This is a genomic window from Nocardiopsis sp. L17-MgMaSL7 (assembly GCF_003182025.1).
Lineage (GTDB): Bacteria > Actinomycetota > Actinomycetes > Streptosporangiales > Streptosporangiaceae > Nocardiopsis > Nocardiopsis prasina.
Genome location: NZ_QGTF01000006.1, coordinates 36,493 through 52,912, shown reverse-complemented (window position 1 = coordinate 52,912; position 16,420 = coordinate 36,493). Strand labels below are relative to the sequence as shown.

General features: G+C 70.2%; 13 protein-coding genes. 11 read left to right on the top strand and 2 right to left on the bottom strand.

Annotated features, from left to right (window positions below; translation table 11 throughout):
• Positions 1–3 precede the first annotated feature (3 nt).
• From tsaB to BDW27_RS11925, 6 genes are all read left to right on the top strand, one after another.
• On the top strand, positions 4–690 hold the full coding sequence (tsaB, locus tag BDW27_RS11950; RefSeq protein WP_110049351.1) for a tRNA (adenosine(37)-N6)-threonylcarbamoyltransferase complex dimerization subunit type 1 TsaB: 687 nt from the start codon (positions 4–6) through the stop codon (positions 688–690).
• A gap of 23 nt (positions 691–713) precedes the next feature.
• The gene (gene rimI, locus BDW27_RS11945) at positions 714–1,151 is read left to right on the top strand and encodes a ribosomal protein S18-alanine N-acetyltransferase (RefSeq protein ID WP_051061280.1); all 438 of its coding nucleotides are present in this window, start codon (positions 714–716) and stop codon (positions 1,149–1,151) included.
• Complete coding sequence (gene tsaD, locus BDW27_RS11940) at positions 1,144–2,175, top strand: tRNA (adenosine(37)-N6)-threonylcarbamoyltransferase complex transferase subunit TsaD (protein WP_026129131.1); 1,032 nt, start codon at positions 1,144–1,146, stop codon at positions 2,173–2,175. The genes rimI and tsaD overlap by 8 nt, the downstream gene beginning before the upstream one ends.
• A gap of 129 nt (positions 2,176–2,304) precedes the next feature.
• Complete coding sequence (locus BDW27_RS11935) at positions 2,305–3,261, top strand: zinc-binding dehydrogenase (protein ID WP_017543885.1); 957 nt, start codon at positions 2,305–2,307, stop codon at positions 3,259–3,261.
• Positions 3,262–3,380: 119 nt separating this feature from the next.
• Positions 3,381–3,740: a hypothetical protein gene (locus BDW27_RS11930; RefSeq protein ID WP_026129130.1), complete on the top strand. Its 360-nt coding sequence runs from the start codon at positions 3,381–3,383 to the stop codon at positions 3,738–3,740.
• A 35-nt stretch (positions 3,741–3,775) separates the two neighbouring features.
• Positions 3,776–6,229 (top strand): hypothetical protein, encoded by a 2,454-nt coding sequence (locus BDW27_RS11925; RefSeq protein ID WP_110049350.1) that lies wholly within the window; start codon positions 3,776–3,778, stop codon positions 6,227–6,229.
• Positions 6,230–6,313: 84 nt separating this feature from the next.
• Here BDW27_RS11925 and BDW27_RS11920 read toward each other — a convergent pair whose 3' ends face one another.
• Together BDW27_RS11920 and BDW27_RS11915 are read right to left on the bottom strand one after the other, a co-directional pair.
• The gene (locus tag BDW27_RS11920) at positions 6,314–8,440 is read right to left on the bottom strand and encodes a hypothetical protein (protein ID WP_110049349.1); all 2,127 of its coding nucleotides are present in this window, start codon (positions 8,438–8,440) and stop codon (positions 6,314–6,316) included.
• A gap of 383 nt (positions 8,441–8,823) precedes the next feature.
• Positions 8,824–10,095, bottom strand: a complete 1,272-nt coding sequence (locus BDW27_RS11915; RefSeq protein ID WP_110049348.1) for an SAM-dependent methyltransferase — start codon at positions 10,093–10,095, stop codon at positions 8,824–8,826.
• Positions 10,096–10,321: 226 nt separating this feature from the next.
• Between BDW27_RS11915 and groES the strand changes: the two genes are divergently transcribed.
• From groES to BDW27_RS11890, 5 genes are all read left to right on the top strand, one after another.
• Complete coding sequence (gene groES / locus BDW27_RS11910; RefSeq protein ID WP_017543880.1) at positions 10,322–10,630, top strand: co-chaperone GroES; 309 nt, start codon at positions 10,322–10,324, stop codon at positions 10,628–10,630.
• A 103-nt stretch (positions 10,631–10,733) separates the two neighbouring features.
• Complete coding sequence (groL, locus tag BDW27_RS11905; RefSeq protein ID WP_110049347.1) at positions 10,734–12,338, top strand: chaperonin GroEL; 1,605 nt, start codon at positions 10,734–10,736, stop codon at positions 12,336–12,338.
• A 290-nt stretch (positions 12,339–12,628) separates the two neighbouring features.
• Entirely contained in the window at positions 12,629–13,183 is a 555-nt protein-coding gene (locus BDW27_RS11900) for a sigma-70 family RNA polymerase sigma factor (RefSeq protein ID WP_017543878.1), read from the top strand.
• Between the two features lie 414 nt (positions 13,184–13,597).
• Positions 13,598–15,088, top strand: a complete 1,491-nt coding sequence (gene guaB, locus BDW27_RS11895) for an IMP dehydrogenase (RefSeq protein WP_017543877.1) — start codon at positions 13,598–13,600, stop codon at positions 15,086–15,088.
• 120 nt (positions 15,089–15,208) lie between these two features.
• On the top strand, positions 15,209–16,315 hold the full coding sequence (locus BDW27_RS11890; protein ID WP_049569790.1) for a GuaB3 family IMP dehydrogenase-related protein: 1,107 nt from the start codon (positions 15,209–15,211) through the stop codon (positions 16,313–16,315).
• Positions 16,316–16,420 lie beyond the last annotated feature (105 nt).

Genomic DNA, 16,420 nt, shown 5'->3' with positions numbered 1-16,420 from the left:
CCCGTGCTTCTCCTGGCCTTCGACACCGCCACCCCGGCGGTCACCGCCGCCATCGGGGAGACCACCCCCGACGGCTCCTTCCTGCTGCGCGCCAGCGCCAGCTCGGTGGACGCCCGCCGCCACGGCGAACTCCTCGCGCCCACCGTCCAGAACCTGCTCACCGAGGCCGGTCTGGTGCTGGGCGACCTCGACCACATCGCGGTCGGCATGGGCCCCGGCCCCTACACCGGTCTCCGGGTCGGTCTGGCCACCGCGTACGCCCTGGCCGACGCGCTGGACGTCCCCTGCCACGGGGTGACCACGCTGGACGCCCTGGCCTTCGCCACCCGGCGCACCGGGCCGTTCCTGGGCATGACCGACGCCCGCCGCAAGGAGGTGTTCTGGGCGCGTTACGACGACCACCTCACGCGGGTGGGGGAGGTCCACGTCGACCGGCCCGCCGAGATCGACACCGAGGGCCTGCCGCTGGTCGGCGACGGCGCCCGGATGTACGCCGAGGTGCTGGGCGCCGACCCCGAGGACGCCGCCGCCCTGGAACCGCTCCACCCGGACGCCGCCGCGATGGCCGAACTCGCCCTGCTGCGCCTGCACCGAGGCGAGAAGCTGCCCGAGCCCACCCCGCTCTACCTGCGCCGTCCCGACGCGGTCGAGCCCGGCGCCCCGAAGAAGGTCCGCCAGTGGGTGAGGTGACCGCGCCGGTGGGACTGCGCCGGATGACCGCCGCCGACGTCCCTGCCGTCCTGGAACTGGAACGCGCCCTGTTCCCGCTCGACGCGTGGAGCGAGGGCATGTTCCGCGACGAGCTGGGCGAGGCGTCCACCCGCCACTACGTGGTGGCCGAGGCCGAGTCCGGGATCGTCGGCTACGCCGGGCTGCGGTTCGTCCCGCCCGAGGGGGACGTCCAGACCATGGCCGTCGCGGAGGACGCGTGGGGCAGGGGGATCGGTCGGGCCCTGCTCACCGAACTCCTCGACCAGGCCGCCGCCCGGGGCGTCACCCACATGTTCCTGGAGGTGCGCTCGGACAACCCGCGCGCCCAGGACCTCTACACACGTTTCGGCTTCCAGGCGATCGGCGTGCGCCGGGGCTACTACAAGGGGGCGGACGCCATCGTCATGCGCCGCGTCGCGGAGAAGGGGAGCCATGAGTGAGCCGTTGATCCTGGGGATCGAGTCGTCCTGCGACGAGACCGGCGTGGCGCTGGTCCGGGGCTGCGAGCTGCTGGGCGAGTCGGTCGCCTCCAGCGTCGACCAGCACGTGCGGTTCGGCGGCGTGGTGCCCGAGGTGGCCAGCCGCGCCCACCTGGAGGCCATGACCCCGACCGTGCGCCGCGCCCTGGACTCCGCCGGTGTGAAGCTCTCCGACGTGGACGCCGTCGCGGTGACCGCCGGGCCCGGCCTGGCCGGTGCACTCCTGGTGGGTGTGTCCGCCGCCAAGGCCTACGCGATGGCGCTCGGCAAGCCGCTGTACGGGGTCAACCACCTGGTCGGCCACGTCGCCGTGGACCAGCTGGACCACGGACCCCTGCCCAAGCCGTCGATCGCCCTCCTGGTCTCCGGCGGCCACACGTCGCTGCTCCTGGTCAACGACCTCGCCACCGACGTGGTCTCGCTCGGCGACACCGTCGACGACGCCGCAGGGGAGGCCTACGACAAGGTCGCCCGTCTGCTGGAGCTGCCCTACCCCGGCGGCCCGCCCATCGACCAGGCCGCCCAGCGGGGCAACCCGAAGGCGATGCGCTTCCCGCGCGGCAAGTGGGGCGACGGGACGTACGACTTCTCCTTCTCCGGGTTGAAGACCGCCGTGGCCCGCCACGTGGAGGACGCCGACCGCCGGGGCGACCCGCTGGTCGTCGCCGACATCGCCGCCGCCTTCCAGGAGTCGGTGGTGGACGTGCTCACCCGCAAGGCCGTCGACGCCTGCGTCGAGCACGGCGTCAGCACCCTGGTGATCAGCGGAGGCGTGGCGGCCAACTCGGCGCTGCGCGCCCTGGCCGGACAGCGCTGCCAGGAGGCCGGGATCGAACTCCGCGTCCCGCGCCCCCGCCTGTGCACGGACAACGGAGCGATGATCGCGGCCCTGGGCGCCGAGGTGGTGGCGGCTGGCCTTCAGCCGTCGACCCTGGACCTGGCCACCGACACCTCCCTGCCGGTGGAGTCCTCAATGGCCCTGTAGCGACCCCTCCGAGCCCCTCCGAGCCCCGCCGAACCACCGGTCCGGCGGGGCTCGGACGTCTCCTGGCGTGCTCTGGTCCGCCGCACCCGGCAGGGAGCAGCGCCCGGGGCCTGTGGTTGGGTGCGGGGTATGTTCGCGATCACGGCAGCACGCATCTCGTTCGACGACCCCCTGTCCGGGCTGGAGGCGGGTGAGCGGCCCGACCCCGAGCCCCGAGAGGGGTGGACCACCGTCCGGGTCAGGGCGGCCGCGCTCAACCACCACGACCTCTGGAGCCTGCGCGGGGTCGCGCTGCGCGAGGAACACCTCCCGATGGTCCTCGGCGGCGACGCCGCGGGCATCGATGAGGACGGCAACGAGGTCATCGTGCACGGGGTGGTCGCCGAACCGCCCGAGCCGGGCCGCTCCCCGCGCTTCTCCCTGCTCTCGGAGATCCACGACGGAACCCTCGCGGAGAAGGTGCTCGTCCCCCGGGAGAACCTGGTCCCCAAGCCCCCGGAGCTGTCCTTCGAGGAAGCCGCCTGCCTGCCCACCGCCTGGCTGACCGCCTACAGCATGCTCTTCGGCAAGGCCGACCTGCGGCCCGGCTCCACGGTCCTCGTGCAGGGCGCCGGGGGAGGGGTCTCCGCCGCCCTCGTCGCGATGGCCGCGCAGGTCGGGCACCGCGTGTACGTCACGAGCAGGAGCGAGCACAAGCGCGCCCGCGCCCTCGAACTGGGCGCGCACACGGCGCTGCCCTCAGGAGAACGGCTTCCGGAGAAGGTGGACGTGGTCTTCGACTCCGTCGGCCAGGCCACCTGGAAGCACTCGATCCACTCGCTCAAGCCCGGTGGCGCCGTCGTCACCTGCGGCGCGACCAGCGGCGACGCCCCCTCCGCCGAGCTCACCCGGGTCTTCTTCCTCCAGCTTCGGGTGCTCGGCTCCACGATGGGCACCAAGGAGGAGCTGGTCGGCCTCACGGAGATGTGCGTGCGCACCGGGCTACGCCCCGTGATCGACCGGGTACTGCCGCTCAAGGACGCCCCGGAGGCCTTCCGGGCGCTGGCGGCAGGAGAGCAGTTCGGCAAGATCGTCCTCGTTCCCTAGCCGGTTCGGGACCGGAAGGCCCTGAACCATCGGGGCCTTCCGAGCGTCTACTGACTGACTGGGGAGTGCCACGGTCAGCCGGGAACGGTTCCCGGCGCGTGATGGAGGGGCGTGAGCACATGTCGGGCGAAGTGGCGGCCAACACCGGGGACGCCGACAGCGGGGGCGAGCAGTCGCAGAACGCCGCCTCCTACCTGCGGGAACTACCACGCGACTTCCAGGACGCCGTCGACGAGGCCAAGCGCCTGCTCAACCACGACCCGACGATCGGCGGCTGGGGCGGCTTCGGCGAGGAGCACGGCACCCACATGGAGCAGGTCCAGACGCACGCCGCGACGCTCGCGACGAACATCCGCGGCGGTGCCAGCCGGGTCAGCAGCACGGACCAGTCGGCCGAGGACGACTTCACGGGTGGCAGGGCGCAGGCTCCCATCGACGGATTCCAGCACCTCAACCCCAATATCCAGGTGAACCGGTAGACGGTCCGGTCCAGGAAGATTCGGGAGTCACAGACGTGTCTCTACTGAACTACACCGAATGTGAGTTCGACGCGGGGCAGATCGAGAAGGCCCGGGACGAGTTCCAGGCGTTGCACGCCAAGATCGCGGGAAGGTCCGAGGGGTACGAGTCGATCACGTCCCGAGTGGGCGGTGAGTTCAGCGACCTCATCGGTGACGGACTGAAGAGGCTCGCCACTGAGAACCAGGCGGCCTGGGGCAGCGCTCTCCTGGCCTGCCTGCACGGCTACGGCGTCCTCGACAAGACGGTCACGGACACCAATTGGTACAACGAGCAGATAGCGGACATCAAGTCCCGGCTCTCCATGGCCCTGAACGCCATTCCCCCTGTGGAGCAGGACAGTTTCAATCGTGTCGACTCCACAAGGAGGACCTTCGACGCTGAGGCGCGCGCTCTGTGGACGAAGTTCGAGGCACGCTGCGAGGAGACCGAGGACACGCTGAAGGAAGGCCCTACGCCGCTGCGCATCCGCCAGCTCGCTGAAGGGGGCCACTTCGGTGTCAACGAGCAGATCGGCTACCAGACCACCGGCGACATCAACTTCTATGTCGTCGAGACGGACTACAACACCGACGTGCTCACCGTCCACCTGTTCGACGCGGTGATCCATGGTTATGACGGCAGCATCCAGATGCTGGAGTCCGACCCGAAGACCCTCGCGCTCTTGGAGAACATGCTCCTGCGGGCGGAACAAGCCCGGGAGTCCGGCGAAGAGCTGAGCGACCGTGAGCTCGCCTACCTGGAGGCGGTCTACCAGACCCTCGGCAAGGACGGCAGGGGGCAGGAACCCGGTCTCCTGTGGTTCATGGACCAGGTGGCCGACAGCGATCACATCGACGATGACCTGCGCGAGAACATCCAGCGTCAGCTGGCCGGTGGCATGCTCGTCCTGTCCGACGAAGAGGTCGGCGGCGGCATGTCACGGCTCCCCGAGGACGTTCGCAGGACCGCAGTGGGGCCGGACCGGATCGAGCCCTCACGGGACGGCGACGACCCCGGCATCGACCTGATGGGTTACTCCGCGTGGTCGGACGACTGGACCAAGTTGAGTGGCTTCCTGAATCACGCCGACTCCGATCTCCAGGGGGGCACAGAGTTCTCCACCAACCTGTTGCGTACCGGCTCTGACATGCTCCTGCGCAGCACCGTCGACGGAGTCCCCAAGGTCGAGACCTTCCAGGACATCATCGAGGTGGCCACACGCAACAAGGAGGCCAACCACATCATCCTCACTGGGGAGGGGTCGGACGGCGAGGCGTACCCGACACACGCGAACCACGAGCACCTCACCCCGGAGCGGATGCTGGAGAACCTGTACACCGTGCCCTGGCCCGACGAGGGCGAGGCGGTCCGCGGGCTCACCGACTGGATCTCCGCGGACGCGGACTCCGACTCCCAGGAGGACCGCGACCGCGCCGGGAGGTCGGCGAGCGCGCTGATCGAGATCCTGACCACCACGGAGAACGAGGACGGCGACAACCCGTTCCTGGACACGGCGGTGGGCGGCAAGGACTACCAGCCCTCGGTCGCCGAGATCAACCCCGAGGTGCTCAAGAGCCTGGCGTCGGTGTACGGCGCCTACCTGGACGACATCTCCATCGACGCGAACGAGCGGGGCTACCGGGCGGCTGCGGGCGGCGATGACGACGAGGACGACCTCCACCTCTTTCACAGGGGCGGTGAGATGGCGCTTCACCTGCCGCAGGAGGAGCACGAGAAGTTCCTCCAGCTCCTGCTCTCCAATGAGGAGTACTCCGCGCCGATCGTCAGCCTGGTCGAACACCAGGAGCGCAGGATTCTCAACGCCTACCTCGACAAGGACACGCTCGGCGACAAGGTCGGCGGTGCCGGAGCCGCGGACCTGCGGTCCGCCATGTCCAACGCGCTCATCGCCGAGTACATGGATCGGCACGACGACGTCGAGACGGCCCGTGAGAAGGCCAACCAGATGGTGCAGACCGGGTACAACATCGTCATCGCCTCCACCGTGCAGTCAGCGGGTTCCAAGGCGACCCCGGCCGGTATCGCCGTGGAGACCCTGCTGCGCCTCATGGAACAGCCGGTCAAGGACTACTACAACGACAAGTACGAAGAAGGCATCGGCTTCACGTACATCAAGGACATGGACGAGCACCTCCTCAACAACTCGTCGAACATTCGGGACCACGCCAACCTCCAGGTCCTCCAGAGCATGTGGGACCGGGGCATGGTCGACGAGGAGACGCTGGAGGACAAGGGACTTCTGATCAGGCACGGCGACGAGAGGCGTCTGCCCACCAGCACGGTGGAGTGGGACAGCGCGGCCACGGGGTACGTGTCCAGGGTCGATGCCCTCATCAACGAGATCGACCCTGAGATGGGCGATCGGGCCGCGACCTACATCCAGCACTTCCAGGAGCGGTACGAGCAGGGGGCTGCCCCGGAGTGGGGCGGGAAGAAGAAGCACTGACCGCCGAGGCACTCCGCTCGGCCTCCTGACGAGATGAGGGGCCCGGGGCGGTCACCGCCCCGGGCCCCTCACGCTGACGTGGGGTTACTCGTCGTCGTCCTCGTCGCGGCGGCGCTTCTTCTTGCCGTCGCGGCCCGGGCGCAGTAGCGCCTCGGCCAGGGCGAGCACGGTCTCCTCCAGCGAGGAGAACCGCTTGGTGATGTCGTCGTGCGAGTTCTCGACCGCCTCGGTGACGGTCTCCTCCAGCTCGTGGCGGTCCGGGCGCTGCTTGAGCTCGCGGATGACCGGGTCCACCGCCGTGGTGACGTGGGAGTCGATTTCGTCGAGCCTGCCGGAGTGGTCCAGCAGCGGACGCTCCACCAGCTCGGTGAGGCGGCGGTGCAGCTCACTGACCTCAAGGGTCTGCGGCAGCTGGTTGAGGCGCTGGTTGAGCGCCTCCAGACGGTCGTCGATGGCCTCCATGCGGCCGTCGACGCCCTCGAAGTGACCGCTGACGCCCTCGAACTGGCCCTCGACGCCGTTGACCCGGCCGTCGATGCCGTCCAGGCGGCCGTTGAGGCCGTCCAGCCGTCCGTCGACCCGGTCGATCTTGCCTTCGACGCCCTCGAAGCTGCCCTCGAAGTGGCCCTCGAAGGTGTCGAAGCGGTCGGTGAGGCGGCCCAGCTCGTGGTCGACCTTGCCGGTGATCTGCGACAGGTGGTTGTCCACCTTGCCGTTGAGCCCCTCGCGGTGACGGTCCAGCCGCTCGTCGAGCGCGGTCCGGTGGGCGTCGGCCTGGTCGGTCAGCGCCTCGGTCAGCGTCTGGTGCCGGTCCTCGGCCTCCGAGGCCAGCTTGGCGTTGTCCTCCTGGACGAACGTGCGCAGCTCGGCGAGGTCCGCGGCGACCTTCGTGGCGTCCTCGGCGATCCGGGCGGCGAGGGAGTCGGTGCGCTTGGTCAGCGTCTCGCGCAGGCCTTCGGCGGTGCTCTCGGCGTGCTCGCGGGTCTCCGTGCGGCCCAGTTCGATCTGCTCGTCGAGCTCCGCCAGGCGCTGGCGCATGTGCGAACGCAGGTCGTTCAGGGACTTCTCGTGGTTCTCCCGCAGCTTGGCGAGCGAACCGGTGACGTCGGCGACGGCGGCGGTGGCCTCGGCGTGGTTCTCCTCGGCCTGGGTGTTGAGGTGCCCCACGCTCTCGGTGACCTTGCCGGTGAGCTCCTCGTGGCGCTTGAGCGACGCGGCGGCGTTGTCCTTGAGCTCCTGGGTGAGGGTCTCGTGGCGCTCGCCGGAGGCCGTGGCCAGGGCGCCCAGCTCCTCGGCGAGGGCGGTGGTGCGCTCGCCCAGTTCGCCGGTGTTCTCCTGGAGCTTGGAGAGCAGCGTCTCGTGCTGTTCGGCGGTGCGCTCCTCGACGAAGCCGCGCAGTTCGGCCGTGCGCTCCTCCAGGGAGGAGGTGAGGCCGGTGGTGACGCGCTCGCCGAGCTCGGTGGTGGCGGTCTCCAGGGCCTCGCGGTTCTCCTGACCGGCCGTTTCGAGGGCCTCGCGGCTCTCCTTCACGGCGGTCTCGATGGTCGCGCGGCTCTCGGTGACGGCCTCGGCCAGCTCGTCCCTGCTCTCGGCCAGGGTGGCGCGGACGGTGGCGGTCAGTTCCTCGTGGCGCTCGCCCAGGGTGGTGTCCAGGGCCGCCAGTGAGGCCTCGATCGCGTCCGCGCGGTTGCCGAGGTCGGCCAGAGCCTTGTCGAGGGAGTCCAGACGGGTGCCGACGGTCTCGCCCAGCTCGGTGACGCGCTCGCTGACCTCGGTGACCTGCTCGGCGGTCCGCGTGCCGGTCTCGGCCATGCGCTGGAGGCGGGTGAGCGCGGTGTCCAGGTGTCCGGCCACGCGCTGGGTGTCGGCCCGCAGGGACGACATCTCCGACAGCGGCTTGACCTGTCGGCCGACCACCTCTATGTGCTCGGCGAGGGCCTCGGCCCACTCCGGGGGACGGGCCAGGAAGTCGTCGATCCGACCGTCGACGGAGGTGATCGCCTCGGCGAGCGAGATGAGTTCCCGCTCGCGCAGCTCGCGGAGCAGCCACTCCATGCCCTCGAGGCGCTGGCGCATCTCCTCGCTGACCGCGCCCTGGGACTTCTGCTCGGAGACGTGCTCCTGGGCGGCCTGGGAGAGCAGGTCACGCATCCGGTCGGAGACTCCGGCCTGACCTCCCCCATTGAGGAAGTTGTGATTGGTCTGTTCCACCGAGGTGCTCCTTATGGTTCTGGCGCTCCCGTCCGCTTCGCCGCACGGTGGTCGCACGGACGGGTTCTCGATGGTCCCCGGGCGGACGTTGCTCCGCGCCAGTTGAGCCCCAACGTGATTGAAGTGTGACTGTGTGTATACACGGGGGGCGTGGGCCGAGTGCCGACCGAACCGCTGGGCGGATCAAACAGGCACGGCCTTCCGGGAGAACCCATGAGAAGGGAAGTGAATCTGCGGCGCCAGTTTAACGACTTCGCCCCGCGCGACCCCAGGGGTCCGCGAAAGATATGGGTGTGGGAGATAACGATATGGTCTGCGAGGCCTGTTCCGAATGTGGCGCGCGCCGCATCGGGAGGCCGGTGCGGCGGTGGTTTCCGCAGGCCCTACGCCGCCCCGGTTTCACGGCACAGCAGGTAGAACGGTTTCTCGCCGATTCTCGTCAGCACCACCGTCACGGATTCCGGCCCGGAGGCGCGAAGGTCGCGCCGGAGTTTCTCGGTGTCCACCGCCGAACCGCGTTTCTTGATCGTTACCGTTCCGGCCTTGTGCGCACGCACCGATGAGCGCAGCCGTTTCAGTGAGAACGGTGAGAACTCCAGCACCTCGAGCACCCGCCACAGCGGTGAGCGCTCGGCCCGGTCCGAGGTGAAGTACGCGATCCGCTCGTCCAGTAGTGCGCCGTCCACCCGGGCCGCCGCCTCCGCCACCAGGTGGGAGCGGACCACGGCCGGGTCCGGGTCGTAGAGGTAGCGCCGCGCGGGGGCGACCGGCGCGGGCCCCGGGTCCGGCTCCTCGTCCAGGTGCGCCACAGCGCCCTCGCTCGCCAGCAGGCCCTCGCGCTCGTGCAGCACCGTCGCGCGCCGTCGCGGCCCACCGGGACCGAAACCCAGGCCGCCGAACCACAGCGCGGTCTCCTTCAGTTCGCCGTCCACCGAGATCCACTCGGCCGAGGCGGCGGGGGAGAGGGCCTCGTGCGGGATGCCCGGGGCGGCCTTCAGGCAGGCGGCTTCCGCGCCCTCGGCCAGTCGGGTGGCCACGTCCCATGGCGGCGAGTACGCGGACGGGTCGAACACCCGCCCCCTGCCACCGCGCCGGGCCGGGTCGCAGAACAACAGGGGGTGGTCGCCCACTCCGACCGCGTTCACGTCACCCTCCCGGACCCGGGCGTACTCCGTGAGCCCCATCGCCTCGATGTTGGCGCGGGCCACCGCCACGGTCAGGGGGTCGGCGTCCACGCCCTCCACCGGCACGCCGTGCGCGGCCAGGGCCAGCAGGTCCGCGCCGATCCCGCAGCACAGGTCACCCGCGACGGCGTCCCCGCCCGCCGAGGAGGGCAGGTGTCGGGCGGTGCGCTCGGCCCGGTACTCGGCCACGGTCCGGCGCGTGGACTGCTCCAGGCCGTTCGGGGTGAAGAACATTCGCCCGGCGTTCTCCCCGAATTTGGCCCTGCCGCGCTCCCGCAGGCTTACCTGGGTCATCACGGCGTTGACCAGCTCGGACACCGGGAGGTCCGGGTCGAGCGCGGCCACCCTGGGATCGGTGCGCAGCTTGGAGGCGGTGGCGAGGGGGTCCCTGGCCGCCGCGGCGGGGTCGACCCCTCCGAGGACCTCCCGACCCGCGTCGGTGAGCAGCGCCGAGAACGCGGGCACGTGCATGGAACCTCCTGCTGTGGGCACGACGGTGTGGCGGGTCCGCCCTTCGGCCCGAGTCCCCGCCACATTTCCATTCTGGCACTCTCGGGGGTAGAGTGCTAAACGCGACGAGGCCGGTCTGGCACCCGCGACGACAGGCCGCCGCGGTCGCCCCTTTTACGTGGTTGGTCCGTGCTCACGCATGGGCCGACGTCAGATACACCGAGACTTTGAAGGGGGAGGTCACACCGTGTCGACCGCCACCAAGACCGTGCTGAAGCCGCTCGAGGACCGCGTCGTGGTCAGGACCCTGGAGGCTGAGCAGACCACCGCCTCCGGTCTGGTCATCCCGGACACCGCCAAGGAGAAGCCCCAGGAGGGCGAGATCCTGGCCGTGGGTCCCGGTCGCCTCGACGACAACGGCAAGCGTGTCGCCCTCGACGTGAACGTCGGCGACGTCGTCCTCTACAGCAAGTACGGCGGCACCGAGGTCAAGTACGACGGCCAGGAGTACCTGGTTCTCTCCGCCCGCGACCTCCTCGCGGTCGTCGAGAAGTAGCTCTCGGCGCAGAGCCTTCGAACATCCCGCACCGGTCGGCCTCCAAGCCGGGCGGGGCGGGATGTTCTTTTTCGACCCGAACCGTTAGAGGAAGTAGTCACACATGCCGAAGATCCTGGAGTTCGAGGACGACGCCCGCCGCGCCCTCGAGCGGGGCGTCGACCGCCTCGCCAACGCCGTCAAGGTGACGCTCGGCCCGCGCGGCCGCAACGTCGTCATCGACAAGAAGTTCGGTGCCCCCACCATCACGAACGACGGCGTGACCGTCGCCCGTGAGATCGAGCTGGACGAGCCCTACGAGAACCTGGGCGCCCAGCTGGTCAAGGAGGTCGCCACCAAGACCAACGACGCCGCCGGTGACGGCACCACCACCGCCACCGTGCTCGCGCAGGCGCTGGTCCGCGAGGGCCTGCGCAGCGTCGCCGCCGGCGCCTCCCCGATGTCCCTCAAGAAGGGCATCGACGCCGCGGCCGTCCGGGTCTCCGAGATCCTGCTCGAGCGCGCCGTGCCGATCAAGGAGCGCGCCGACATCGCCTACGTGGCGACCAACTCCGCGCAGGACGCCCAGATCGGCGACCTCATCGCCGAGGCCTTCGACAAGGTCGGCAAGGACGGCGTCATCACGGTGGAGGAGTCCCCGACCTTCGGTCTGGAGCTCGACTTCACCGAGGGCCTCCAGTTCGACAAGGGCTACATCTCGCCCTACTTCGTCACCGACGGGGACCGTCAGGAGGCCGTCCTCGAGGACGCGCAGATCCTGATCAGCCAGGGCAAGATCGGCAACCTGAACGAGCTGCTGCCGCTGCTCGAGCAGGTCGTCCAGAGCAAGAAGCCGCTGCTGATCATCGCCGAGGACGTCGAGGGCGACGCCCTGGGCGCCCTGGTGCTCAACCGCATGCGCGGCACCCTCAACGTGGCCGCGGTCAAGGCGCCCGGCTTCGGCGAGCGCCGCAAGGCCATGCTCCAGGACATCGCCGTGCTCACCGGCGGCCAGGTCATCTCCGAGGAGGTCGGCCTGTCCCTGGAGAACGCGGACCTGTCCGTGCTGGGCTCGGCCCGCCGCATCACCATCACCAAGGACACCACCACCGTCGTCGACGGCGGCGGCCAGCAGTCCGAGGTGGAGGACCGCGTTCGCCAGATCCGCAAGGAGATCGAGGCGAGCGACTCCGACTGGGACCGCGAGAAGCTCCAGGAGCGCCTGGCCAAGCTCGCGGGCGGCGTGTCCGTGCTGAGTGTCGGCGCGGCCACCGAGGTCGAGCTCAAGGAGAAGAAGCACCGCCTCGAGGACGCCATCTCGGCGACCCGCGCGGCCATCGAGGAGGGCATCGTCGCTGGTGGCGGCGCCTCCCTGGTGCACGCCTCCACGGCTCTGGACGACCTCGGCCTGACCGGCGACGAGGCCACGGGTGCGGCGATCGTCCGTCGCGCGCTGGTCGAGCCCGCCCGGTGGATCGCGGAGAACGCGGGCGCCGAGGGCTACGTGGTCACCCACCGCGTCTCCGAGATGGAGGTCGGTCACGGCTACAACGCCGCCACCGGCACCTACGGCGACCTGACCGCCGAGGGCATCCTCGACCCGGTCAAGGTCTCCCGCTCGGCCGTCCAGAACGCCGCGTCCATCGCGGGCATGCTGCTGACCACCGAGGTGCTGGTCGCGGACAAGCCCGAGGAGGACGAGGGCGACGGTCACGGCCACGCCCACTAGGACGTTGGTCGGTGTCCGGTAGGACCCGGTCCGGGGGTGGGGCGCTCCGTCGTCCCACCCCCGTCCACTACCACGAGAGAGCCGATTCACACTCGCTACTACGTACCGTTTTCGGGCTATTTTCCCAAAATGTAACCATTCTGTAGTTGCTGATTGGAGTGGTTGGGTCCCCAACTGCGGGCATCATTCCTAACGTGACGGATGCAGGCGCCCGAACGGGCGTTACCGCGCAGCGGCCAGGTACGCCCCCGGGGCACGACGAGGCGGACCCCGCTCCGCGCGACACGGGGTTGAACCGTCTGGGCACACTCGCCGTTCAGGGGGACGACGGGGCCCTGGACTCACTCCTGCGCGAGGTCAGACCCATGGTGGTCCGGTACTGCCGGACCCGCCTGGCCCGGGTGTCGGGGCTGGCTCACTACTCGGACGACGTGGCGCAGGAAGTGTGCATCGCGCTGCTCACGGCCATCCCGCGCTACCAGGACCGGGGGAGGCCCTTCGCCTCCTTCGTGTTCGGCATCGCCGCGCACAAGGTCGCGGACACCCTCCGCGTGGCCGGCCGGGTGGAGACGGTCCCCACCGACACCGTGCCCGAACAGCCGGACGACGACCCCGGACCCGAGGAGTCGGCGGTACGCGTGTCCGAGGCCCAGCGGGCCAGGGCGCTCCTCGACGAACTGCCCGAACAGCAGCGGACGCTGCTGGTCATGCGGGTGATCACAGGACTTACAGCAGACGAGACGGGACATCTCCTTGGCATGTCGGCAGGTGCGGTACGGGTTGCCCAGCACCGAGCTATTGCTCGGCTTCGGAAGGTGGCCCTGGCGAACCGCGTCCTCCCCTGAACACCGTCGCGCCGCCCGCCCCGGGCGGCGCCGGTGCCCCTCGCGCCTCCGTCAGCGCGGTTACTGCCGTTACCCGCGCTGAGCCGGGCCCGGTTCTCGACGACGCGCGGAAGCGGCGCCCGCCCGCTGGAGGACACCCGGCTCAGCAGGTCTGCTCCCCGCGACGCCGGGACGGCCCTCGCGAGGGTGCGGCCACCGTCCCCGCACTCACCCGCTCCCCAGTGTCGCGGGGCCGGGAGGAATGACCCGGCGTGGCCGACTTGCTGTCATGGGTGAGGGCGGTGGCCGATTCGTGACCGAGGTGACCGGGCGAACATCGCATTCCACCTGGCCGGTGTCGGACGACGACCTAGGATGAGACGACACGCGGGGGCGATCCGCGCAGTTGTTGCCGGGAACAGCGGAGGTTGTGTCATGAGCCAGGACTACAGCGACTACGGGACCAAACTGCTCCCGCCGGGGCTGACCTACGACGACGTCCTGCTGGTACCGGCCTACTCGGACCTCCAGCCGGGTGACGTGGACACCACCACCAAGCTCTCCCGCAACATCAGCCTCAGCATCCCGCTGCTCTCCGCCGCGATGGACACCGTCACCGAGGCCCGCATGGCCGTGGCGATGGCCCGCCAGGGCGGCGCCGGTGTACTGCACCGCAATCTCTCCGCCGAGGACCAGGCCGCCCAGATCGACCTCGTGAAGCGCTCCGAGGCGGGCATGGTCACCGACCCGGTCACCTGTCACCCGGAGGACGACCTCGCCGAGGTCGAGCGCCTGTGCGCCCACTACCGCATCTCCGGTGTCCCGGTCACCGACGCCCAGGGCTCCCTGGTCGGCATCGTCACCAACCGCGACATGCGCTTCGAGAACGACCGCTCCCGGCTGGTCCGCGACGTCATGACCACGGAGAACCTGGTCACCGCCCCCGTCGGCGTCAGCCGCGAACAGGCCTTCGAGCTGCTCCGCAAGCACAAGGTCGAGAAGCTGCCCCTGGTCGACGGCCAGAACCGCCTGCGCGGGCTCATCACCGTCAAGGACTTCATCAAGAGCGAGCAGTTCCCCGACGCCACCAAGGACTCCAACGGGCGTCTCGTGGTCGGCGGCGCCGTCGGCGTGGGCACCGAGGCGGAAGAGCGCGCCAAGCTGCTCATCGACGCCGGGGTCGACTTCATCGTGGTCGACACCGCGCACGGCCACTCCTCCGGGCTCGCCGACATGGTCGCCAAGCTCAAGGCCAACTCCCGCGCGGACATCGTCGCGGGCAACGTCGCCACCCGCGCGGGGGCCCAGCTGCTCATCGACGCCGGTGCGGACGCCGTCAAGGTCGGCGTGGGACCGGGCTCCATCTGCACCACCCGCGTCGTCGCCGGTGTGGGCGCCCCCCAGCTCACCGCCATCCTTGAGGCTGGCCTGGCCTGCGGCCCCGCCGGAGTCCCGCTGATCGCGGACGGCGGCCTCCAGTACTCGGGCGAGATCGCCAAGGCGATCGTCGCCGGTGCCAGCACCGTCATGCTCGGCAGCCTCCTCGCCGGTGTCGAGGAGAGCCCGGGCGAGCTCATCTTCATCAACGGCAAGCAGTTCAAGGCCTACCGGGGCATGGGTTCCCTGGGCGCCATGCGCGGCCGCTCCTTCTCCAAGGACCGCTACGCGCAGGCCGACGTCTCCTCCGAGGACAAGCTGGTCCCCGAGGGCATCGAGGGCCAGGTGCCGTTCCGCGGCCCGCTGTCCGCCGTGGCCCACCAGCTGGTCGGGGGTCTGCACCAGTCCATGTGGTACGCGGGCAGCCGCACCGTGCCGGAGCTGCGCGAGCGCGGCCAGCTCATGCGCATCACCAGCGCCGGGCTGCGCGAGAGCCACCCGCACGACATCAAGATGACCGTGGAAGCGCCGAACTACAACGCGCGCTAACCAGCACGGGGACGGTGCCGGAGCCGCGCCGACCACGGCCGGATAGACTCGCGTCCGCGGTCACGCGACGGTCGACCGACCGGCGCCGCACGTCAGAGGGGAATCGAACAGTTGGCTCAGGTGGAGATCGGGCTGGGCAAGAACGGGCGTCGCGCCTACGAGCTCGATGAGATCGGGATCGTGCCCGCACGACGGACCCGCGACCCGGAGGAGGTGTCGATCGCCTGGCAGATCGACGCCTACCGGTTCGAGACGCCCCTGGTCGTCAGCCCCATGGACAGTGTGGCCTCGCCCAGGACCGTCGTGGCCGTGGGTGAGCAGGGCGGCCTCGGCGTCCTGGACCTCGAGGGTCTGTGGACCCGTTACGAGGACCCGGAGCCCCTGCTCCAGGAGATCCGCGAGCTCGACGACGTCGCCGCGACCAAGCGTCTCCAGGAGATCTACGCGGCACCGATCCAGGAGGAGCTGATCGGCCGCCGGATCGAGGAGATCCGCGACGCCGGTCTGGTGACGGCCGCCCGGCTGTCGCCGCAGCGCACCGCCCAGTACCACAAGGCCGTCGTGGACGCCGGGGTCGACATCTTCGTGATCCGCGGCACCACGGTCTCGGCCGAGCACGTCTCGGGCCGCGCCGAACCGCTCAACCTCAAGCAGTTCATCTACGACCTCGACGTGCCCGTCGTGGTCGGCGGCTGCGCCACCTACACCGCCGCCCTGCACCTGATGCGCACCGGTGCGGCCGGTGTGCTGGTCGGGTTCGGCGGTGGCTCCGGCCACACCACCCGTTCGGTGCTGGGTGTCGCCGTCCCGATGGCCAGCGCCATCGGCGACGTCGCCGCCGCCCGCCGCGACTACCTCGACGAGTCCGGCGGCCGCTACGTGCACGTCATCGCCGACGGCGGCATGACCGGCAGCGGTGACATCGCCAAGGCCCTGGCCTGCGGCGCCGACGCCGTCATGGTGGGTTCCCCGCTGGCCCGCGCCACCGAGGCGCCCGGCGGCGGGTACCACTGGGGCAGTGAGGCGCACCACAGCGAGCTGCCGCGCGGCGAGCGGGTCGGGGTGGGCACCATCGGCGACCTCAAGTCGATCCTGCACGGCCCGGCCTCCACCAGCGACGGCTCCATGAACCTCATGGGCGCGCTGCGCCGGACCATGGCCACCTCGGGCTACACCGACCTCAAGGAGTTCCAGCGGGTCGAGGTCGTGGTGAACCCGCACCGTTAGGGAGCGGCCGTCGGGGAGCCTCCCACGTGCTGGAACCCGACGTGAGTGTGGTGAGGGGCGTCCCGGAGAACCGGGGCGCCCCTCACGCCGTCCCAACGGGGGTGC